Origin of the sequence: Peribacillus cavernae (genome assembly GCF_003989135.1) — a bacterium.
GTDB classification, from domain to species: domain Bacteria; phylum Bacillota; class Bacilli; order Bacillales; family DSM-1321; genus Peribacillus; species Peribacillus cavernae.
In genome coordinates, this window is record NZ_RYZZ01000006.1 from 166757 (window position 1) to 187302 (window position 20546).

A 20546-nucleotide genomic window follows, 5' to 3' on the forward strand; every position below is an offset into this window, starting at 1 on the left:
AACAGTATAATTAATCCCATTAATATAAAATATTATCATGATACACTCCAATCATATTAAGTTGATTTAGAAAAATAAAACAAGGGAAAAGCGTTGTCAAAGAGCGGCCTCAAACGGAAGGCCGTTCCAAATGATTACAGTGTATGCACCATTTTCATCATCAATGGAATTAACGAGTTTCCCCAAAAAACGGTGATCCCCGCAGCAAATATCATTCCCAGTGTCGAGAAGGTCGCTTCTTGCTCGCCATATTCCCTCGCTTTGTTTGTGCCTACTCCGTGGGCGCCCATACCGAGTGCCAGGCCTCTGGCAATGGGAGATGTAATAGACATCCATTTGATTGCATACGGTCCAATAATGCTGCCAAATATGCCAGTGCAAATGACAAACACAGTCGTTAATGCCGGAAGCCCGCCAATTTCTTTTGATACCTCTATCGCTATAGGAGTAGTGATTGATCTCGGCAAAATGCTGATTACAAGCTCAGGGTTTAACCGCATCGATAGTGACAAAGCAAAAGAAGAAAGAATAGCGACAAGTGTTCCGGTAGTAATGCTGATAATGATATTTCCAAGGTGTTTTTTCACGATATGGATGTGCTTATAAATTGGAATGGCAAAGGCTACAGTCGAAACCCCGAGCATATGGGAAATCCATTTTGTTGAAGCCAAATACTGATCGGCAGGAACATGAATCGCCGCAATTAACAAAATCAAAGCGAGCGGACTGATCAATAAAGGATGGAGAAAGGGTAGCGGCCACCTTTTATATATTTTTTTCGCAAGGCGGTAAAGCAAATAGGTGATGCCTATGAAAAAGATTGTTTTCATTCTGTTTCCCTATGTTTTCTGTTATACATTTTTTCAGCAGTAAATGCAGTTGCACCCATGACGATAAATGTGCTAACCCCGATTAATAGGACGGACTCTGCACCTTGTAAGCTGAAGATTTCATCATAATTCACAATCCCCACAGCGGAAGGAATGAAAAAAAGGAGTAATTCAGCCAGCAGCCAATTTCCTCCTTGTTCGATCCATTCAAGCTTGACGATTTTCAACAGTAACGCGATCAGGAGCAATAAAAGCCCAATCATTGAAGCTGGCACAGGAACAGGAATAAAGTTCTTAATAGCAGCACCTAAAAATAAAAACAAATGGATAAATCCTATTTGTAAAATGATGATTCCCAATTTCATCGTTAACATCCTTCCTGGATAGAGGAAGGGTAAACTTGCTCCATTCCTATATCTATAAGTAATGTTAAGGCGAAAACCACCATTCGTAAAATATATATTTATTATACCTTTTATAACTTTTAGTTATAATGAAACGCTTTTTGCAGAAACTCGATAAATGCCCGGCCGGCAAAAGAGATATAGCGCCCCTTTTTTGTAATAAGCGCTAAGTGCCAGGGAATAACCGGCCGTAACGTTAAGATATTCACATTTTTGTCCTTCACACGCCTGCAGATCGATTCCGGCAAAATTGTAATCCCCAAATTGGCGGCGACCATCTCCGACATGAAATCCCATTGTGAGCTTTTAAAAATAATATTGGGAATAAAGCCTTCATCGATGCATTTATTGCGGATGATATCATAAAGGGCAAATTCTTCATTATAGAAAATAAACTCTTCATCCTTTAATTCATTTAATTGGACTACTTCCTGCTTAGATAAACGATGTTGTTTAGGAACGACAAGTTTTAACTCCTCCCAAACAATCGGATAAGTCTGGAAGCTTCTTTCATCTACGGGGAGAACGACTACACCAAGTTCAAATTCTCCTTCTTCGACGCTTTTGACAATTCGCGCAGCCCCATATTCAGTAATGTTCATTTTGACGTTAGGGTACTCCAGGTGAAATGATGCTAACACTTTCGGAAAGAATAGGCTGCCAATAATAGGAGGGATACCGATATTGATTTGACCTCGCATGAGGCTCGTCATATCATTTAACGTAGATGTCATTTCATCAACGTGTGACAGTATCTTTTGGGCATATTCGAACACAATTTGGCCTGCATCTGTTATTTCACTGGTTTTATTCGAGCGAAACAAAAGGGGCATCCCAAGTTCTTCCTCAAGACTTTTAATCATTTTGCTTAAGGCTGGCTGTGAAATATGAAGTTGTTCAGAAGCTTTTGTAATACTATTCTGCTTCACTGCTTCAAGAAAATATTTAAGCTGTCGTAATTCCATATCTAATCCAACAACCCTAGTGACCGCAGCCCGTTATAAACTCCGGAGTTTGTTACATCTGTCGTTTTATTCTTGGCATAAGAAAAGAGCTCGGGAGTGCTGTTGCCCATGGCGTAGCTTTCTCCGACAGCTGCAAGCATCTCCTTATCATTCATTCCGTCACCAAAGGCAATCGCCGCTTCACGTGGAATATTTAGCTTTTGCAGCAGAGCATGTACGCCGGTTCCCTTGTTGACATTATCCCGAATTACATCAAAACAATGATGAAAGCCTTCCATATTTACCTGTGATAAGTAAACGTCTTTTCCCGTATTATAAAGAGAAGCATCATTTTCTGACGAGGCAATAATCGTCATTCCTAGAATCTCGTCGAGCACTGACGAAGTATAGCGTTCATTTTGATATAAATGAAACTTCTGCTTGAACGCCTCCATGGAAGGGGTGTCCATAGCGGTTAGATGGTTTTTCGTACTTGAGTACATAACCAATTCATGTTTATGTTGTTTGGCAGTTTTTAGAAAATATTCCACGGACTCTCTGCTCATGGGTTTTTTGAAAAGATCTATGCCCCTGTAAACAGCATAAGCACCGTTGTAGCCGATGAACGAATCGATATTCAACGATCGTGCGATATCGGCAATTTCATGGATCGGCCTGCCGGTGGCGAGAACAGCCTCGATTCCGATTTGTTGAACCTGAGATACCGCTTTTTTCGTTGAATCCTCAATCGTATTGTCAGGTCGGATAATTGTGCCATCTATGTCCAGAAATAGAATTTTATATGAATTCATGGGAGCACTCCTTACAAGATATTGGCTAAAATTTTCTTCTCAAATCACGATACCATATTCCCTTACACCAAGCCATCTTATTTCCGAAGCCACCATACTAGTATCATAAATGTGTATATTATAAAAAGGAAAAATTCGTGTCCATGTCGAAATCAAATATTTAGCAACCAAGTATAGTTATTAGAAGAACGAGAAATGCAAAGATCTAAAAGAGGTGAATTATGGATATTACTAGACAACTATATTTTGTATCGCAGTTGGGGAAGCAAAAGCCTAGAACGATTTCGAACAGAGAAATCGCCTGTCCATTCTGCGCCACTGAAGGCCTTGAGAACATCATTGCGCAAGCTGGGCCGATTATTTTACTGGAAAACAAATATAAAACACTGCAAGACACATTCCAAACGGTGCTCATTGAAACGGATGAATGTGACAGTGAACTGTCGATGTACTCTAAAGACCATTTATATACGCTTTTTTCTTTTGGAATAGAGCACTGGATGAAGCTTGAGCGAAGCGGCAACTATCGCTCCGTGCTCTTTTTTAAAAATCATGGTCCGATGTCAGGGGGAACGATCCGCCATCCCCATATGCAAATAGTCGGCCTTGAAAATGTCGATTATAAACAGAATGTCAAAGAAGAGAATTTTGAAGGGCTTATCATACATAAAGATGAAGAAGTGAAATTTAATATTTCGTCCCACCCGATTAAGGGATTTTACGAATTCAATGTCATGATTCGCGATTTAATAAATATAAATAAAATGGCAGATTGCATTCAAATGGCGGTAAAGTATCTATTAAACCATTTCCAATTCAAATGTGAGAGTTATAATTTGTTTTTTTACCATCTGGATTCATTTATCGCATGCAAGATTATGCCGAGATTTGTAACATCACCTTATTTTGCCGGTTACACGATCCCTCAAGTAACCAATGATATTGAAATGGTATCCGAGGAAGTAAAGCAACTTTATTTATCGAATTGAGTCTTTAGGAATAAAGAAAATTATGTTACTATACTGATGTGATAAATTAGCTGAATAAAAATCCGATCAATCGGTAGAGGTTCTAGCTACCCTCTCTAAAAAACTAAGGAAAACAGGACTGCTTTCTTAGTGGTGCTGTTTTTTTTATTGGAAAGGAATTTTTCAAAAATGAATAAAGAAAAGGCTGTCATTGTATTTAGCGGCGGCCAGGATAGCACAACCTGCTTATTCTGGGCTAAAGAACGGTTTGCGGAAGTGGAGGCTGTAACATTTGATTATAATCAAAGACACAGTCTTGAAATTGAGTGCGCCAAAAATATTGCCAAAGAGCTTGGGGTAAAGCATCACATACTCGATATGTCCCTGTTGAACCAGCTGGCTCCCAACGCTTTAACAAGAAATGATATAGAAGTGAAAGATGGAGAGGAAGGAGAGCTGCCTTCTACCTTTGTCCCGGGCCGTAACTTGTTATTTCTTTCATTTGCCGGAGTGCTGGCAAAACAAATAAACGCGAAACATATTGTTACTGGTGTCTGTGAAACGGATTTCAGCGGCTACCCTGATTGCCGTGATATATTCATCAAATCGCTGAATGTAACGCTGAATCTGTCCATGGATCATCCGTTTGTCATACACACACCCTTAATGTGGCTGAATAAAACGGCAACGTGGGCGCTTGCTGACGAGCTGGGGGCGTTTGATTTTGTTCGCGAGAAGACGTTGACGTGCTATAACGGCATAATTGCTGATGGCTGCGGTGAATGTCCGTCGTGCAAGCTGCGGAAAAACGGCCTGGACGAATACTTGAAAAACAGAAAGGAGTTTTCACGATGATGTACGGATTCAGGATTGTCGACAAACTCCAAAAAATAGATGAAGATATCAAGCAGGATCAATTAAAATACCATTCCAAACGAGTTCTTGTCAGCAAGGAATTCACCTTTGATGCAGCGCACCATCTTCACTTCTATGACGGGAAATGCAAAAATCTCCATGGCCATACGTACCGGGTCATATTCGGGATCAGCGGCTTTGTCGATGACCTCGGCCTGATGATTGACTTTGGCGATCTAAAAGAGATCTGGAAAAATGAGATTGAAATTTTCCTTGACCATAAATATTTGAATGAAACGCTGCCTGCAATGAACACGACAGCAGAAAATATGGTAGTCTGGATTTACGAGAAAATGTTGGAAGCACTTGCTACCAGAGCCCAACATTATGATGGTGCTAGAGTGGAGTTTGTAAGGCTGTATGAAACGCCGACAAGCTATGCCGAGGCAAGACGGGAGTGGATGGAAGTTGAGTAGAATTCCTGTCATGGAAATTTTCGGGCCCACAATCCAGGGAGAAGGGATGGTCATCGGGCAAAAAACAATGTTTGTCCGGACCGCTGGCTGTGATTATTCCTGTGCCTGGTGTGACTCTGCCTTTACCTGGGATGGCACCGGAAAGCAAGATATTATCCAAATGGAAGCCGAAGAAATCTGGGAAGAACTCAAAAGGCTGGGTGGAAGTGGATTTTCTTTCGTGACGATCTCAGGCGGAAATCCAGCACTTTTAAAAAATCTGAGTGGTTTGATTGACCTATTGCAGAAAAACAATATAAAAGTTTGCCTGGAAACTCAGGGAAGCAAGTGGCAGGATTGGTTTTTGCGAATCAATGAGTTGACGATTTCGCCTAAACCGCCAAGCTCAAAGATGAAAACTGATTTTGTCATGCTTGATTCTATCCTGGAAAAGCTAAAAAATCGGGAGCCTGACAATTCAGTTAGCATGAAAATTGTCGTTTTCGACGATGATGATTTTCAATATGCCAAAAAAGTTTATCTCCGCTATCCTAATACACCGTTCTTTTTGCAGGTTGGGAATGATGACAGCAAAACTAATAACGATCAAGAGCTCATCGGTCGGCTGCTCAATAAATATGAGTGGCTAATCGAAAAGGTGATGGCGGATAATGAATTGACCAATATAAAAGTACTGCCGCAATTGCATACCTATATTTGGGGCAATAAAAGGGGCGTATAAAAGAATCGGTTTCTTGGCAGTAGCCACTGTTTTCCTCCTGGGATGGTTGAACAAAAAGATTTTGCGAAAATATTTTCATGTGAGTTCTTATTGACGGGCAGTATAAGGGAATAGGTTAGAAATCCACTTCCTAAGACTTCGTTTAAGACTTTTTACTCTCGAAGTTATACAATAGGGACATTATACTACCAGTACATCCTGGGAGGAGATTACAGTGCTAACATCCAAGATAACATTAGTGAACCAAGAAAAAATCGAAGGAATTTTGAAAGAGCTTGTCCAGAATGCATACGAAGAAGTGAACGAAGAGCAAATGCTGCTTTGCTTGGAATGCGGAGACGTCGATTTAACGATTGCAACAATGAATCATGATGAATTTCAAGATGCTATCAAGGAAAATTTTGAACTGGATGAATTTGGCGAAATCATCACTCATGACAAATATTTGGAACTAATGGAAGACCTGCATGAATATTATGTGGAAATTTTTCATACATCCGGCTTATTTGATTATTTTCCTTCAGGATTTTATGAAGTGAATGGTAAAAAGGTCTTTTCTGAAACAGATATGCTCGCACCAATGGGTATTTTTTATGCTCCATTCGACGAGGCAAAAAAAGAAAGTAGCGATTGATCGTTTATATGATATTAAGTTTGAGACCAACCATAGATTGCACTCCTCAAAATAATCGGCTTTAACTCTAGTTTAATATCATCAGGAAAGACTGATTCAATCCGCTATTTAAGAGACCTTCTAGTTCAAATTTCAGTTCCATATATATACTATATAGCACCCTCATTAAATTCTAACTTTCTCTCTCTAACACAGCCTATTTAATAAAAAATATATTCGTTCAAAGTTGATGAATTTGTTTTTATTCTTTAAAAGTCCCAGTAATTCCTCTCCGCGTCTGGAGCATTTTGATAACATATTTGTATACTCCCAGCTCAAAAACAGCGGTGTAAACTGAGTGTAAATAAAATGACTTTGTCATAATTTGACTTCATTCAGCATAAAAGAATATAATTCTATTATAAATAATAGGTTCAGAATCTTCATAAGCTTAGAATAGATCTGAACCGTTTGAAGAATACATATATATTAGTGAAAAGGAGGGGGAAAAGTGATTGAATTCAAGGGAGTAAATAAGTATTACGGGGATTTTCAAGTATTGAAAGATATTAATCTTTCAATAAATAAGGGGGAAGTTGTCGTCATTATTGGGCCATCCGGTTCTGGTAAAAGTACGATGCTTCGCTGTATAAATCACCTTGAAACAATTACGGAGGGGGAATTGACCATCAATGGTACCCTGGTCGCCGATAAAAAAACAGATATTAATAAGCTAAGGCGAAACATTGGTATGGTATTTCAGCATTTTCATCTTTATCCACACAAAACGGTGCTGGAGAATATCACTCTTGCTCCCAAAAAAGTTCTTGGGAAATCTGAGAACGAAGCAAAAGAAACAGCCAGGTATTATCTTGACAAGGTAGGTATCGCCGAAAAGGCGGATGCCTATCCATCCCAGTTATCAGGTGGACAGCAACAACGTGTCGCCATTGCTCGGGGCCTGGCGATGAATCCAGAAGTTATGCTGTTTGATGAACCGACATCAGCGCTTGACCCTGAAATGATTGGTGAAGTGCTTGACGTTATGAAGGCCCTGGCAAAAGAAGGGATGACGATGGTCGTTGTCACCCATGAAATGGGCTTTGCAAAAGAAGTCGCGGACCGGATCGTGTTCATAGATCAGGGCCAAATTCTAGAAGAAGCAACACCGGCGGAGTTTTATGCAAATCCCCGTGAAGAGCGGGCGAAGCTATTTCTTAGCCGTATTTTAAATCATTAATTAGTAGGGGGAAGGGTATGTTGAAGAAAAAAAAGGTTTTTAAGCTTGCGTTTATTTCACTGATGGCTGCGATGCTATTGGCGGCTTGCGGCAGTGGAGATAAGGAAACGAGCGGCGGTAACAAAGAAGAGAAAAATGCTTTGGAGCAAATTAAAGACCGTGATAAAATCGTCATCGGCGTAAAACATGATACCCGTTTGTTTGGTTTGAAAAACCCAAGCACCGGCGAAGTAGAAGGATTTGATATCGATATCTCGAAGCAACTTGCCAAAGAAATCCTTGGAGACGAAAAAAAGATTGAATTTAAAGAGGTTACATCCAAAACCAGAATCCCGCTCCTTAATAACGGGGATATTGATGCGATCGTTGCCACAATGACGATTACAGAAGAACGCAAGAAGGAAGTCGACTTTACGGATGTCTATTTTGAAGCAGGCCAATCTCTTCTTGTGAAGAAAGGCAGCAAAATCAAAGGTATTGAAGATTTGGGAAAAGGAACGAAAGTACTGGCTACAAAAGGTTCTACTTCTACGATGAACATTCGTGAAAAAGCTCCCGACACACAAGTATTGGAATTCGAAAACTATGCAGAAGCCTTCACTGCCTTAAAGACAAAAAAAGGCGATGCATTAACTACGGATGACGCAATCCTTTATGGTATGGCCGCCGAGGATCCATCTTACGAATTAGTGGGCGGCACTTTCACGGAAGAGCCATATGGAATCGCTGTGAAAAAAGGAAACACAGAGCTTGTCAAGGCACTTAATGATGCTCTGAAAAGCACTAGGGATTCCGGTAAATACGATGAAATCCAGAACAAATGGATTAAAAAATAATATCTTTATTAATCAGGATGGGCTTTTCGCTCATCCTGATTAATTAGGAGGCGACAGCACATTGCTCGATTTCTCAATTCTCACTGAAAATTTAGACATGTATTTAGAAGGATTTAAGACTACAATCATCGCTAGCCTTATCGCGCTGGTCGCAAGCTTTCTACTTGGTACACTCCTTGCAGTTTTTCGTATTGCACCATTTAAGCCACTAAACTGGCTGGGCACTATCTATGTGGAATTCATTCGAAATATTCCGCTATTGATCATCGTTTTTTTCTTTTTCTTCGGTTTAGGGTTCGATGGTTTGACTTCCGGGACGATCGGTTTGACTATTTACACTGCTTCATTCATTGCTGAAGCAATCAGAGCTGGCATTCTCGCTGTGCCTAAAGGCCAGATGGAAGCTGCGCGTTCATCTGGTCTATCATATGGTCAAACGATGCGGATCATCATCCTTCCGCAGGCGATAAAAATTGTTATCCCGCCGCTTGGCAACCAATTTATTAATCTGGTTAAAAACTCGTCTATCTTAGGGATTGTAGCCGGACTGGATTTGATGTACCAGGCAGACCTCATCTCTTCCCGTACGTACGTAGTTTTTGATGTATATATTTTCGTAGCTTTATTTTATTTAATTCTTACCATACCATTAAGCCTTGGCGTAGGATATTTGGAAAAACGCCTGGCTAAGAGTAATTGAAGGAGGTGCCACGATGGATTTCATTGGTGCTTATGCTCCCGATCATCTTACATTTCTACTGAAAGGCTTCTGGGTTACGCTTAAGGTGGCATTCATTTCGATTATATTGAGTTTCATTATCGGGGCCATTGTCGGCACACTGCGTTATGCAGCCATCCCGATAGTATCACGGGTTCTTGCCGTAGTGGTAGAAACGATTCGTAACCTGCCGCTGTTATTGATCATTTTCTTTACGTATTTCGCGCTTCCGGAAATCGGCATTAACTTAGAAATCACATATGCAGCAATTGCCGCTTTAACGGTTTTCGAATCCGCGATGTTATCGGAAGTCATCCGCAGCGGACTTAAGTCGATTGAAAAAGGGCAAATCGAAGCGGCCCGTTCATCTGGACTGACTTACGTGCAAACACTGCAGCATATCGTCATGCCACAGGCTCTAAAAAGAATGGTGCCTCCAATTGTCAGCCAGTTTATCTCTTTATTAAAAGATACCTCATTGGCTGTAGTTATCGCACTGCCGGATTTGATGCATAATGGACAAATCATTTATGCCCAGAAAGACTCCTACATTATCCCGATTTTCCTCATTGTGGCGATCATGTACTTCATCGTAAATTACTGTCTGTCACAGATTGCCCGCAGATTGGAAGTAAAACGGGCCTAACCGGACCTGGCTCAAGTCCTGAGCCAGGTCTTTTTATTTATAGTCAAAAGCCCATTTTCCTTCACTTTTTTCACCTATCATGCCTATCCCCGCATATGTCTATAAGAAAGTTAGGGGGAAGAGGAATGGGAGTTATGAATATAAATGATTATCTGCATACCCTCGCCAACTGGAAGCAGGATGCCCTTGATTCATTCTCAAAAAAAATGAGCGATCAAAACAAATGGTTTCCTTGCATTCCAGCGGTACAGGGGTTTGCCTTGAACCATTTCCGCTATGGCTTTGGGGGAAAACCTGATAATGACACCACTGCCTTACAAGTGGCTGCACTATTAAAAGAATTCTCGATCCAATCGAAAGACTACGGCAGCAATACATCGTTAATTATCTTTTTAGAAACCCCTGATGAAATGGTTGAGGATGGATCTGTTGATTATTTCGAAGAGTTGTTTTGGAAACTCTTAAGTACCATTTCGTCAATGGATGAGAAGGAGTGGGTCGCTCCCATTCCGGTAAATCCGGAAAGTTCATTATGGGAATATTGCTTCCATGGCGAACAGTACTTTGTCTATTGTGCAACTCCTGCACATAAAAGCCGGAAAAGCAGACATTTTCCATGTTTTATGCTGGCCATCACACCAAGGTGGGTACTTAATGAATTTAACGTCAATCAAACATATGCTGGTAAAATAAAAGGTAGAATCCAGACAAGATTAATAGAGTATGATAACATTTCGCCTCATCCTGATTTAAATGTGTATGGAGCTGAGGAGAATTTAGAATGGAAGCAGTACTTCCTAAGGGATGATAAATCATCGCTCGGTTCCTGCCCTTTTTATTACAAGAAATAATTGCAGCATCACCCCGTATCGAAGTGAATGGAATCAATGTGAAAACGATCACTCTTCTTACTTTTACTGTCTCGCTATCTGCAGAATGCATCCAGTTTTATTTCCAAATTGGCGGTTTTAATGTCGATGATATCTTGCTGAATACTTTAGGCGGATTGGGGTATTGGGTTTTCATGCTATGCAATTATGGAAAAAAAAGATGTTTCCATAGAAATTTATGAACGAATGAACTCCCCGGCTCTATTAAACCGGGGAGTTTTTGTTTTTATTGAAGACCTTCGTAACTCGTTTAACCTATCTCCTTTCATAACTGAAGATTCTCTTATATTACTGAACCGTAACAATCCAAATACAATTATTAAAACGTCCTTCATACCCACAAATTTTCCTATATAAAATCGAATCATTTAACAAGAAAATAGTCGGATATATAGTGTTAAGAATCCATTTATTAAGTCATTTAAGGAGGTCTTACGCATGAAGATAATTGATATTGACAAATTATTGGAGGCTACGGTTGAAATCGCAGAAGAAGGTCATTCATATGAGCTTAACAAAGTTGATATAGACCAGTTGCTTGAAAATACAATGGATTGGTAGAAAGCCGGTATAAGAGCTCCTGGCTTTTTTCAAGAGAGAAGAAAGTGTGGGTTTTCCTACGACCCGGTTATTGAATTACCGTCGCTTGGACTCCTAAATATAAAAAATCGATCAAAGGCCTTACATAGACATTTCAGATTACATACAAACTTTGGAGCTGGATACCAACTGAAGGATAGTGATCCAGATAAACTTGTCGAAAGCATACAAAAAATAATCATTGGAATGATCCACTATTTTTCCAATCGAACAAAGCCAAGTACAATAAACATGGAAACCCAGCCAACTACAAGCACGGATTGAAGAATAGTCTCTACCAATACATCGTTCATGAAATTTCACTCCCATCTGGTACAGTTTATGTTTAGAATATGCAAACTCCTTGCTAATTATTTGCAAGTGTAAAAGGGAGTATAGTTTCTTTTGGGGATGACATCACCATAATCAAAAGAGGCTAACCCACATATAGTGGATTAACCTCTTTTTTTATTTCATGCCTAACGCTTTTTTAGTAGCTGGACCAACAATTCCATCGGCAGTTAATTTCTTTGCTTTTTGGAACTTGCGTACAGCGGAATCCGTGTTTTGTCCAAAGGTCCCATCAATACCTTTCGTGCTGTAGCCGAGCTTAGTAAGAATTCGCTGAAGTTCCGCAACCTCAGCTCCGCGGCTTCCTTTTTTCAATACTGCGTTTGAAGCCCCTGGGGGGACAGTTCCATTTGACTTTTGCACATTAAATCCGTTCGCCGCGGCAAGAGAGTCAAAAGATTTTCCTGATGTCGTGATAATAACAGGTGTATTTACCTTTACCTTGGAAAATAACCACTGAACCTCATTGTTATACATCCGTACACAGCCGCTGCTCACATACTGACCAATCGAACTGGCATTATTGTTGCCGTGAATCGCATAAGTCGTTCCCCACGTACCCCTTGCATTAATCCCAAGCCATCTGTTTCCTAACGGATTGTTTGGACTTCCTCCAGGAATTTTCCCTTTGTAGTAGGGACGATTGACAATTTTGTTGACAATCTTGAACTTCCCTTCAGGTGTATACGATGCATTTCTTCCGGTAGCAACCCGGAAAACCTTTGTCAGCCTGCTGTTCTCATAGTAGGCAAGCTGATTGTTTGATTTGTTTATGATGATAAACTGGCTCCCCGCTGCAAAAGCCGGCTTAACACCAACAAACATAAAACAAACCAATACCATACACAGTAGAATTTTTCTCATGTTTCCCCTTCCTTCTTTCTAACTTTTTAATGAAACCCTTCTATCCTATGCTTCTATATTTGCGTCTGATTACAGAAATGTTTGCTTTTTTACAAAAATATTCCAAATCGATTAGACGTACTTTCCATTTCACGTGCCTTTTGGATTTATGTATCATCCTCGATCACGGTGAAGTGGCACGTGTAATAAATGTCCACCGGGACTGTAGCCGTCTTTGATCGTCCCTGACGTCTTTTTACTTTTTCCATCCGTTTCACTTCACCAATAAGTTGATGATAATTAATCTTGTAGCCGAATGTTGATCCAATTGTACGGCGGCATCTTCGTGGCAATGGTATTCGATCTCACTCCAGGTTTTCATGGATTTTTCGATCTCCGATCGTTCGTTGGACACGTCAAGATCTTTTTTCTGAGATCCCTTCCTTCTCCAGAGCTTCAAAAGCAATATCGTGATAAATGCCTGGAAGGTCAATCTATGCGAGCTTTTCCAAAGCCCGCCCCAAGCGGTCATCGTTAAAATCATCGGGCTACCGAGCCTTGTCAAATAAATTGGAAATCTCCACGTTTACAAAATTCATTCACACGATAAAGGGGTTCTCGCTTAACAAAAAGGTTAATAACCAACGCTTTAATGGCTTGACCGGGGGACATTTCCGCTCGGTTTGAATCCCAGGAAACACGATCGTTAATATGCTTCACCACATTCAGTTCATCGCAAAAGTGAGCAAATGACGGAGGAAAACAAGCATAGATTTTTGAGCATCTTCAACTGTGCTGGACACGCAGATCACCTCATTCAGGAAGTATTCTAACAATGATTCGACCTTAGGTATCTTCAATCCTTTTAAGTGACAATCAAAATCAATTTTCGTCAATTTCTTACATGAGGAAAATAGGTTGACCGTTTAACCAGATTTATGTATGGTAGAATAATTCTGGTAGAAATTTATGGAGGGATGAGAATGGAATATCAGGGTTATTCAGTTTATGACGATGATTCATTTTTTGACAAATATATGGCCAGAAGAAGTCGCAACAATAGCCCAAATGCTTTAATTGAGAAGCCTATTATTTTAACTCTTATTGGAGATGTCAAAGGAAAAACGTTATTGGATCTTGGCAACGATAGAAGAGTATTTCCACAGCTTAAAGCAGGCCGGATTTTGCATTGAAGACATTAAAGAAGGGAAACATCGCAGGAACATTTTCAAAATCAGGAAGAATTTGAGCGTAGGATGAGAATTCCGCTATTCTTACTATTTCATTGTAAAAAATAAGCATTCATTCTCTTTGTTCCATTAAATTCATAAAGAACTACATTCAATCCAAATGGGACTGTCACGATTTTCATACCTGGTCATTTAATATAAGAGAGAAAAATAGGTATGGAGGTGTCCATTTGTCCAGGGTGACCATTGATGATTATCTTCAGGAAGGAATTCATGGCAAGAAGGTGCTTAAACCGGAGGAACGGAAAAAATACCTGGGGACCTTGAGGGAAAGGGTAGTTGTTGTTTTAACCCGGGCTCAGGTGAGGGAGGCAACCACTTATCCGGAAATTGCCCGACTTCTAAAAGAAAATTACAAGGCAACTTTATTGTTGAATGGCGCTATGAATTACTCAGATTTAGCAAAATATATTGCTTTAGCCTCAAAAATCAAAGCCCCTTATAAAATTATAGCTAGCCCTGAGCATACATCTGAATTAGGGCTGGTTTTGGCCTCTGATACAGCAGTTGATAAAGACACGATTACTATTGATCAGCGCCCTAAACAAAAAGCGGAAAAAAGGAAGAGACCAGGTTTTGTTTCGAGATTCATCAACAAACTGAAAAAGAAAAGAAATTGATTTGCGTGCATTACTAGTTGTAATGCATTTTTTGATTTATGCAGCAGGAATTTCAATAGTCATGCTGAATAAACAAAGAAAGTACAAGACAATATCCTGAGCCTGGAGGGAACCGTATGAACAGGTCGATATTCCCTGCTTTTTCCGCAATCGTTATCAATGGGATCGTTTTAGCATCATTATTTTTGACCATTTTAGTTTTAAATGGCTTCAGCAAACCTGGTTTGACACAGGCACAGACGGAACTGCCTAGCGGACAAATAAGTACTGTGCTAAAAACACAATCTCTCCAAGCAGCTGATCACGATTGGACAAAGAAAGATGGTGAACGCCTGGTCCAGAAGATTCTAGATATCACCGTATTTGCCGGAAAACATGAAATGCTACGTTTCAAAAAAGGAACAAAGGCCCGTTTTTATCTGAAGGAGAAAGGACACGAGCTGAATGGACAACCTGCCGAACTCTTTTTGATCCAGAACGGAAAAAAGGACAAAATCAACCATGAGAAGGGAGCCTTCCTTTTTCCTGATAAAGAAGGAACGTTCATTTTTGAAGCAAACTTTGAGTCGGAGCAAGGGTCTATTCAATACGTAACTGAACTGGAGATTTACTAACAACAGGGGATCGCAAAATATCAATTTAACATTCTGGAGATTAATTCAACAAAACTTCACAGGAATTCAACTAAACTGAGTTGGAATTCAGCCAAACAATATCCAGAAGCTAATTCAACCAAATTTGCAATTGTCAATCCGAAAAAAAGTAAAACACCCGCCGCTAAATAGCTCAGCAGGCGGGAGGGTACTATCTTGACACATTTTCCGAACGAGAAAGCCTATTACGGTGCCACAGCACCCCCTTAGAGGGGAGTGTTAATCATTTTTTAGAGCTTTTCCCATTCCCTTCAGGAAGTGAATGCCGAATCCAATCGAGCGATTAATATCTGGATCGTTCAAAACCTTCATTATATCTCGGGCGCCGACTTTTTTATTGCTATTTAAATGCTCGTTGGCCGCATGCAAGCCGGCAATGCTGCTTTTCACAACCTTTTCAGTGGCATGAGGATCTGCCTGCATAATCGCTCCGGTAGCACCCATTAACACATTTAGCAGGTTTGTTACCGGTTCCCGCGAAACTTGTTCCAGGGCAACTTTTGTGATTTTTTCCTTGGATTGAATTATGGAGTGAGCAGCTCCAAGGACCCCGATGTCATTCAGTTGGCCAACAATTCCCATCAGTTTGTTAAGAGCTTCCTCATTCTCGGAAAGGAGGGACTTTAACTCATCAAGTTTTTGCTGTTGCAGTTCCTCGGCTGTCAGGACTTTTTTCTGAATAAATGTTATAGGTTGAGCCATATGAATTTCCTCCTTACAATCAATGTGTCAGATGAACATAACCAGGACGATTCCATTTACGTTCTACCTCGACACCTTTTTGAGGGTTGCGTTTTTTAGTACGATGGTTACTTGCAGCTAGAGGAGTTTCCCCATCTACACGCAATATCTCCATACGGACCATAGTTTGCTTATAGGCAGGCGTATTCGTACGCTGGTCGACCGCAGGGCCTGATAAAAAGTTAATCGCCGAATCTTTGTCTACTGAATTCATCGGCAAGAAAAGCTCATTTGCTTTAACACGATCTGTTACAAGTGCATGTAATTTAACTGCACCAAACGGAGAGATAAGGCGCACAAGTGAACCATCATGAATTCCACGGTCTTTTGCAAGTTCAGGAGAAACTTCGACGAATACTTCAGGTACTTTAGATTGAATCCCAGTTGATTTGTTCGTCATATTTCCTTCGTGGAAATGCTCAAGCATTCTGCCATTGTTGATGTGAAGGTCATATTGTTCAGGGAATTCAACAGGACGTACCCAATCAGAAAGGGCAAAACGGGCTTTTTTATCAGGAAAATTAAATCCATCTACATAAAGCAGCGGTGTGCTTTTCCCATCAAAGCTGCCCCATAGGAAACTGTTCCAACCTTCAAGCACGTCATAATTTGCTTCTCCAAAAAGAGGAGATAAACTTGCCATCTCTGCAAAGATTTCACTAGGATGGCTATATTCCCAATTTGCACCTAAACGGTTCGCAACCTCTTGCACGATCCACCAATCAGGCTTGGAGTCTCCCAGTGTTGGAAGTGCTTGATACAATCTTTGTACACGTCGTTCTGTGTTTGTAAATGTTCCATCTTTTTCAAGAGATGGAGTGGCAGGCAAGACTACATCTGCATATTGAGCTGTTCTGGAAAGGAAAATATCCTGAACAACAAAGAATTCAAGGCTTGATAAAATATCGTGTACGTGATTGGCATTGGAATCTACAAGCGCCATATCTTCTCCGACTAGATACATAGCTTTCATCTTGCCTTCATCAATCGAGTGAAGCATTTGAATATTGTCAAGACCTGGTTTTCCGTCGATTTTCACGCCATAAGCTTCTTCAAATTTTGCACGGGCAGCATCATCGGTAATGTGCTGATAACCTGGAAGCCAGCCTGGGAGAGTTCCCATATCGCAGGCACCTTGTACATTGTTATGCCCACGAAGAGGGTAGGCACCAGCGCCAGGCCGGCGATAGTTTCCTGTAGCAAGAAGCAAGTTGGAAATCGCGGCGGACGTATCAGAACCACCGGTGTTTTGGGTTACACCCATTCCCCATAGAATACTAGTACCATCCGCATCGCGAATCGTTTCAGCTACGTGGATCAGGGTTTCTCTTGAAATACCCGTCATTTTTTCAGCATATTCAAGGGTATACTTTTCAAGAACTTCATCGAAATCTTCAAAAAAGTTAACATTTTCTTCAATGAACTTCTGATCGTGCCATCCTTGATCGATGATATATTTCGTTACAGCCATCAGCCAAACCTGGTCCGTTCCTTGCTTTGGACTCATAAAAATATCAGAGCGTTCTGCCATCTCGTTTTTACGAAGATCAGAAACAATCAGTTTTTGGCCATGCAGCTTATGCGCACGTTTAACGCGGGTAGCAAGTACCGGGTGGCCTTCCGCTGGATTTGCTCCAACGATGATTACAAGGCCTGCTTTCGCGATATCCTTAATAGTTCCGGCATCTCCGCCCATACCCACTGTACGGAATAAACCATCGGTTGCCGGGGATTGACAGTAACGTGAGCAATTATCAACATTGTTCGTTTCAAAGACCTGACGTGCTAATTTTTGAATGACATAATTTTCTTCATTGGTAATTTTAGAAGAAGAGATAAAGCCGACGGAACCTTTACCGTATTGTTGTTTAATTGAACCCAATTTACTTGCAACTAAATCGAGCGCTTCTTCCCAGCTGGATTCAACAAACGTTCCATTTTTACGGATTAACGGCTTGGTGATACGTTCCTCAGAATTTACGAAATCCCAGCCGAATTTTCCTTTTACGCAAGTAGAAATCGCGTTAACCGGTGCATCGGAGGTTGGCTGGATTTTTAGGATTTTGCGGTCTTTTGTCCAAACCTCGAATGAGCAGCCTACGCCGCAAAACGTACAAACCGTTTTCGTTTTCTTCGTGCGTGTGTCACGCATAGCCGCTTCTACTTCGGAAATCGCGAAAATAGTTGTATAGTCTGGTTCTACTTCTTTAATTAGATCTATCATCGGTGTAAGCATTTCATCATCAAGGGCAGTCATGAATCCAGCTTCTCCGAGCATTGATTTCTCTTGCAAAGCATTACATGGGCATATCGTTACACATTGTCCGCAACCTACGCATGAAGAATCATTAATAGTAGTACCAGCATCCCAGATTACCCGTGGACGCTCCGCCTCCCAATCAATGGAAATGGTTTCATTCACCTGTAAGTTCTGGCATACTTCCACGCATTGGCCACAGGCAATACATTGATTTGGATCATAACGGTAGAAGGGATGTGTCATGTCTACTTGATCCGTCGTGACCTTAGGAGTGTAGGGATATTTCTGATGGGCGATCTCCATCATTTCTGCTGTATTATGTAATTTACAATTGCCGTTATTGTTATCGCAAACTGTGCAATATAATAAATGGTTTTCCAAAATCCGATCCATTGCCTCTGTCTGCGCCGCTTTGGCAGGGCTGGAAGCAAGTTCGATATACATGCCTTCTTTTGCAACAGTAGAACAGGATCGCCCCAACTTTCCGTTTACCTCGACAATGCAGGTATCACATGTTTGAATCGGATCGACTTCAGGTACGTAACAAATCTGTGGATGCTGGATATCATTTTCATTCAATATTTGAAGGATGGTTGACCCTTCTTTAGCTGTGTATGGCTGATTGTTAATCATCAGGCTGATTGTGCTTTTAGCCATTATGTTCAGTGTGCCATCCTTGCTTACAAGACTGATTGTGCCATTTCCCATTTTAATCCTTCCTTTCAAAATAAAAAAACCACCACGAAGACACAACTCTCCTTTTCAAAAAAGAGAATGCGCTTACATGGTGGAACAGTTCATTAGCAGATCTTACTAAATTACCAATCCATTTTTAAATAGTCCGATAGAACCTTAACAATCGTGTTATTAAGACTCCAACTCAAAGCTATTATAAACCTACTATTTAAAATACACAAGATGTCCACAAATTAACATCAGGCTTTTATTTTATGAAAACTTCATTTATGATAACTATTGTCAGAAGATCAAACAGCTTAAGAAATGAGCTCAAGAAATATAGTACTCACAGGGGATAGATGCATGTCAAAACAAATCCATGAATTCAATGATATTCTCAGAAAGCTTAGAAAAGAATTATTTGGGAAAGGACCGGAAAAAATCCATACCGTTTTTATTGAAAATAAAGCGATTTCGACCTTATACGGGAACCTGACACCGACGGAAAAATTTATTGCCCGGACTCCTGAAGGCCGGGATATGGTTCATTCGGCCAGGACAAAACTGATACAGGAAGTGTATAAGAATTCCCCACCGGAAGGGATGAATACACTGGTAGGTGCAACATTGATCCACTTGTTTTCAGATATCAAGGTGGAAGAGGATATCGGCATTTCCGTATTTATCTTTGACAAAAACATTACATAAAAAGGAGGGGACTATAATGAAGGCATTAGAGGTAAAACGGGACATTCTCCGTTTTTCGAATTCAGAGGCAACATGGACAGAAGACAGCGTCGTAACTGAATACCCTGTTACCGTGAAAATCAATGGAGAAGAATTCGTCACAATGGTTTGTACGCCAGAGTACATCGAAGATATGATTGTTGGTTACCTGGCCTCTGAGGGAATTATTAAAAAAGCTGAGGATATCGACGAAATCTGGGTGCAGGAAAAGGATGGCGTGGCACACGTCAAAACCAATAAGATCAATCCTTATTACCATAAGCTGCAAAATAAGCGCTATATTACTTCGTGTTGCGGAATGAGCAGACAAGGATTTGTCTTTGCCAATGATGCATTAACCGCAAAAAAGATGGAACAAATTACTGTGAAAGTCTCCCCTGAGGATTGTTTTCGGTTAATGGACGAGCTGCAAAGGTCGGCTGAGATGTTTCAAAAAACTGGCGGTGTCCACAATGCCGCACTTTGTGATTTAAACGGCACCCTTCTCAGCAGAATGGACATCGGCAGGCACAATGCCCTGGATAAAATCTATGGATATTGTCTGCGCAACAACATTACGATACGTGACAAAATACTAGTCTTCAGCGGCCGTATTTCTTCGGAAATCCTGTTAAAGGTGGCGAAAATCGGCTGTGAGATTGTCATATCAAAGTCGGCGCCCACCGAGCTTGCCCTGCAGGCCGCCGAAGAACTAGGGATCACTGCCATCGGCTTCGTCAGGAACCAATCATTAAATGTGTACACCTGTCCAGAGCGGGTCAAGTTGGAACAGGAACTTAATGCATAATACGAGATAATTCTTTTCGTAATATACGAGGTATGTTCAAATGAAAACTTGTCTGAATTATATTAAAAAAGGGTCTGTCCAAAA

26 protein-coding genes, 1 pseudogene and 1 riboswitch are annotated in these 20546 nt (G+C 40.7%); of the genes and pseudogenes, 18 read left to right on the forward strand and 9 right to left on the reverse strand.

What is annotated here, in order from left to right:
- Positions 1-134 precede the first annotated feature (134 nt).
- From ELQ35_RS05325 to ELQ35_RS05340, 4 genes are all read right to left on the reverse strand, one after another.
- The gene (locus tag ELQ35_RS05325) at positions 135-830 is read right to left on the reverse strand and encodes an LrgB family protein (RefSeq protein ID WP_126863796.1); all 696 of its coding nucleotides are present in this window, start codon (positions 828-830) and stop codon (positions 135-137) included.
- Complete coding sequence (locus tag ELQ35_RS05330) at positions 827-1195, reverse strand: CidA/LrgA family protein (protein WP_126863797.1); 369 nt, start codon at positions 1193-1195, stop codon at positions 827-829. The genes ELQ35_RS05325 and ELQ35_RS05330 overlap by 4 nt, the downstream gene beginning before the upstream one ends.
- A 119-nt stretch (positions 1196-1314) precedes the next feature.
- Positions 1315-2199 (reverse strand): LysR family transcriptional regulator, encoded by an 885-nt coding sequence (locus tag ELQ35_RS05335; RefSeq protein WP_126863798.1) that lies wholly within the window; start codon positions 2197-2199, stop codon positions 1315-1317.
- Positions 2200-2201: 2 nt separating this feature from the next.
- Positions 2202-2990 carry an HAD family hydrolase gene (locus ELQ35_RS05340; RefSeq protein ID WP_126863799.1) on the reverse strand — a complete coding sequence of 263 codons (789 nt, stop codon included), beginning with the start codon at positions 2988-2990 and terminating at the stop codon, positions 2202-2204.
- A gap of 221 nt (positions 2991-3211) precedes the next feature.
- On the opposite strand from ELQ35_RS05340, the gene ELQ35_RS05345 reads away from it, so the two are divergent.
- The 12 genes from ELQ35_RS05345 to ELQ35_RS23415 all read left to right on the forward strand — a co-directional run bounded on the left by ELQ35_RS05345 (position 3212) and on the right by ELQ35_RS23415 (position 11514).
- A complete protein-coding gene (locus tag ELQ35_RS05345; protein ID WP_126863800.1) occupies positions 3212-3979 on the forward strand; it encodes a DUF4931 domain-containing protein in 768 nt (255 codons plus the stop codon).
- Between the two features lie 70 nt (positions 3980-4049).
- Positions 4050-4092: riboswitch (PreQ1 riboswitch) on the forward strand.
- Between the two features lie 34 nt (positions 4093-4126).
- Positions 4127-4813, forward strand: a complete 687-nt coding sequence (gene queC, locus ELQ35_RS05350; RefSeq protein ID WP_281278101.1) for a 7-cyano-7-deazaguanine synthase QueC — start codon at positions 4127-4129, stop codon at positions 4811-4813.
- Positions 4813-5289, forward strand: coding sequence for a 6-carboxytetrahydropterin synthase QueD (gene queD / locus ELQ35_RS05355; RefSeq protein WP_126863929.1), 477 nt, complete (start codon positions 4813-4815; stop codon positions 5287-5289). The genes queC and queD overlap by 1 nt, the downstream gene beginning before the upstream one ends.
- The gene (gene queE, locus ELQ35_RS05360; RefSeq protein WP_126863802.1) at positions 5282-6010 is read left to right on the forward strand and encodes a 7-carboxy-7-deazaguanine synthase QueE; all 729 of its coding nucleotides are present in this window, start codon (positions 5282-5284) and stop codon (positions 6008-6010) included. Before queD ends, queE begins: the two co-directional genes overlap by 8 nt.
- Positions 6011-6224: 214 nt before the next feature.
- Positions 6225-6644, forward strand: a complete 420-nt coding sequence (locus ELQ35_RS05365; RefSeq protein WP_126863803.1) for a hypothetical protein — start codon at positions 6225-6227, stop codon at positions 6642-6644.
- Positions 6645-7134: 490 nt separating this feature from the next.
- Positions 7135-7863, forward strand: coding sequence for an amino acid ABC transporter ATP-binding protein (locus tag ELQ35_RS05370; RefSeq protein WP_126863804.1), 729 nt, complete (start codon positions 7135-7137; stop codon positions 7861-7863).
- 17 nt (positions 7864-7880) lie between these two features.
- Positions 7881-8699, forward strand: coding sequence for a transporter substrate-binding domain-containing protein (locus tag ELQ35_RS05375; RefSeq protein WP_126863805.1), 819 nt, complete (start codon positions 7881-7883; stop codon positions 8697-8699).
- A 61-nt stretch (positions 8700-8760) separates the two neighbouring features.
- Entirely contained in the window at positions 8761-9399 is a 639-nt protein-coding gene (locus ELQ35_RS05380) for an amino acid ABC transporter permease (protein WP_126863806.1), read from the forward strand.
- Between the two features lie 13 nt (positions 9400-9412).
- Positions 9413-10063, forward strand: coding sequence for an amino acid ABC transporter permease (locus ELQ35_RS05385; RefSeq protein ID WP_126863807.1), 651 nt, complete (start codon positions 9413-9415; stop codon positions 10061-10063).
- Positions 10064-10188: 125 nt separating this feature from the next.
- On the forward strand, positions 10189-10914 hold the full coding sequence (locus ELQ35_RS05390) for a YqcI/YcgG family protein (RefSeq protein WP_126863808.1): 726 nt from the start codon (positions 10189-10191) through the stop codon (positions 10912-10914).
- 23 nt (positions 10915-10937) lie between these two features.
- The gene (locus ELQ35_RS05395; RefSeq protein WP_246025982.1) at positions 10938-11135 is read left to right on the forward strand and encodes a VanZ family protein; all 198 of its coding nucleotides are present in this window, start codon (positions 10938-10940) and stop codon (positions 11133-11135) included.
- A 256-nt stretch (positions 11136-11391) separates the two neighbouring features.
- Entirely contained in the window at positions 11392-11514 is a 123-nt protein-coding gene (locus tag ELQ35_RS23415) for a hypothetical protein (RefSeq protein WP_281278102.1), read from the forward strand.
- Between the two features lie 486 nt (positions 11515-12000).
- On the opposite strand, the gene ELQ35_RS05405 is transcribed toward ELQ35_RS23415, so the two are convergent.
- The 3 genes from ELQ35_RS05405 to ELQ35_RS23685 form a co-directional block, all read right to left on the reverse strand.
- Complete coding sequence (locus ELQ35_RS05405; protein WP_126863809.1) at positions 12001-12747, reverse strand: L,D-transpeptidase family protein; 747 nt, start codon at positions 12745-12747, stop codon at positions 12001-12003.
- 253 nt (positions 12748-13000) lie between these two features.
- The gene (locus tag ELQ35_RS05410) at positions 13001-13291 is read right to left on the reverse strand and encodes a hypothetical protein (RefSeq protein WP_126863810.1); all 291 of its coding nucleotides are present in this window, start codon (positions 13289-13291) and stop codon (positions 13001-13003) included.
- Complete coding sequence (locus tag ELQ35_RS23685; protein ID WP_126863931.1) at positions 13288-13500, reverse strand: DUF4277 domain-containing protein; 213 nt, start codon at positions 13498-13500, stop codon at positions 13288-13290. The genes ELQ35_RS05410 and ELQ35_RS23685 overlap by 4 nt, the downstream gene beginning before the upstream one ends.
- A gap of 209 nt (positions 13501-13709) precedes the next feature.
- On the opposite strand from ELQ35_RS23685, the gene ELQ35_RS05420 reads away from it, so the two are divergent.
- The 4 genes and pseudogenes from ELQ35_RS05420 to ELQ35_RS05430 all read left to right on the forward strand — a co-directional run bounded on the left by ELQ35_RS05420 (position 13710) and on the right by ELQ35_RS05430 (position 15210).
- Positions 13710-13919 (forward strand): hypothetical protein, encoded by a 210-nt coding sequence (locus ELQ35_RS05420; protein WP_307364920.1) that lies wholly within the window; start codon positions 13710-13712, stop codon positions 13917-13919.
- Positions 13870-14024, forward strand: a pseudogene (locus ELQ35_RS23690) (SAM-dependent methyltransferase); the annotation flags it as partial. The gene ELQ35_RS05420 and the pseudogene ELQ35_RS23690, both read left to right, overlap by 50 nt.
- A gap of 131 nt (positions 14025-14155) precedes the next feature.
- The gene (locus ELQ35_RS05425; protein WP_246025999.1) at positions 14156-14596 is read left to right on the forward strand and encodes a YueI family protein; all 441 of its coding nucleotides are present in this window, start codon (positions 14156-14158) and stop codon (positions 14594-14596) included.
- A gap of 116 nt (positions 14597-14712) precedes the next feature.
- Complete coding sequence (locus ELQ35_RS05430; protein ID WP_126863812.1) at positions 14713-15210, forward strand: hypothetical protein; 498 nt, start codon at positions 14713-14715, stop codon at positions 15208-15210.
- A gap of 258 nt (positions 15211-15468) precedes the next feature.
- Here ELQ35_RS05430 and ELQ35_RS05435 read toward each other — a convergent pair whose 3' ends face one another.
- Together ELQ35_RS05435 and fdhF are read right to left on the reverse strand one after the other, a co-directional pair.
- Positions 15469-15951: a helical membrane plugin domain-containing protein gene (locus tag ELQ35_RS05435; RefSeq protein ID WP_126863813.1), complete on the reverse strand. Its 483-nt coding sequence runs from the start codon at positions 15949-15951 to the stop codon at positions 15469-15471.
- A gap of 19 nt (positions 15952-15970) precedes the next feature.
- Positions 15971-18907 (reverse strand): formate dehydrogenase subunit alpha, encoded by a 2937-nt coding sequence (gene fdhF / locus ELQ35_RS05440; RefSeq protein ID WP_126863932.1) that lies wholly within the window; start codon positions 18905-18907, stop codon positions 15971-15973.
- A gap of 384 nt (positions 18908-19291) precedes the next feature.
- Here fdhF and ELQ35_RS05445 point away from each other — a divergent pair, with 384 nt between their 5' ends.
- Both ELQ35_RS05445 and fdhD read left to right on the forward strand, forming a co-directional pair.
- On the forward strand, positions 19292-19636 hold the full coding sequence (locus tag ELQ35_RS05445; RefSeq protein ID WP_126863814.1) for a Na-translocating system protein MpsC family protein: 345 nt from the start codon (positions 19292-19294) through the stop codon (positions 19634-19636).
- Positions 19637-19652: 16 nt separating this feature from the next.
- Entirely contained in the window at positions 19653-20462 is an 810-nt protein-coding gene (gene fdhD, locus ELQ35_RS05450) for a formate dehydrogenase accessory sulfurtransferase FdhD (RefSeq protein ID WP_126863815.1), read from the forward strand.
- Positions 20463-20546: the final 84 nt, after the last annotated feature.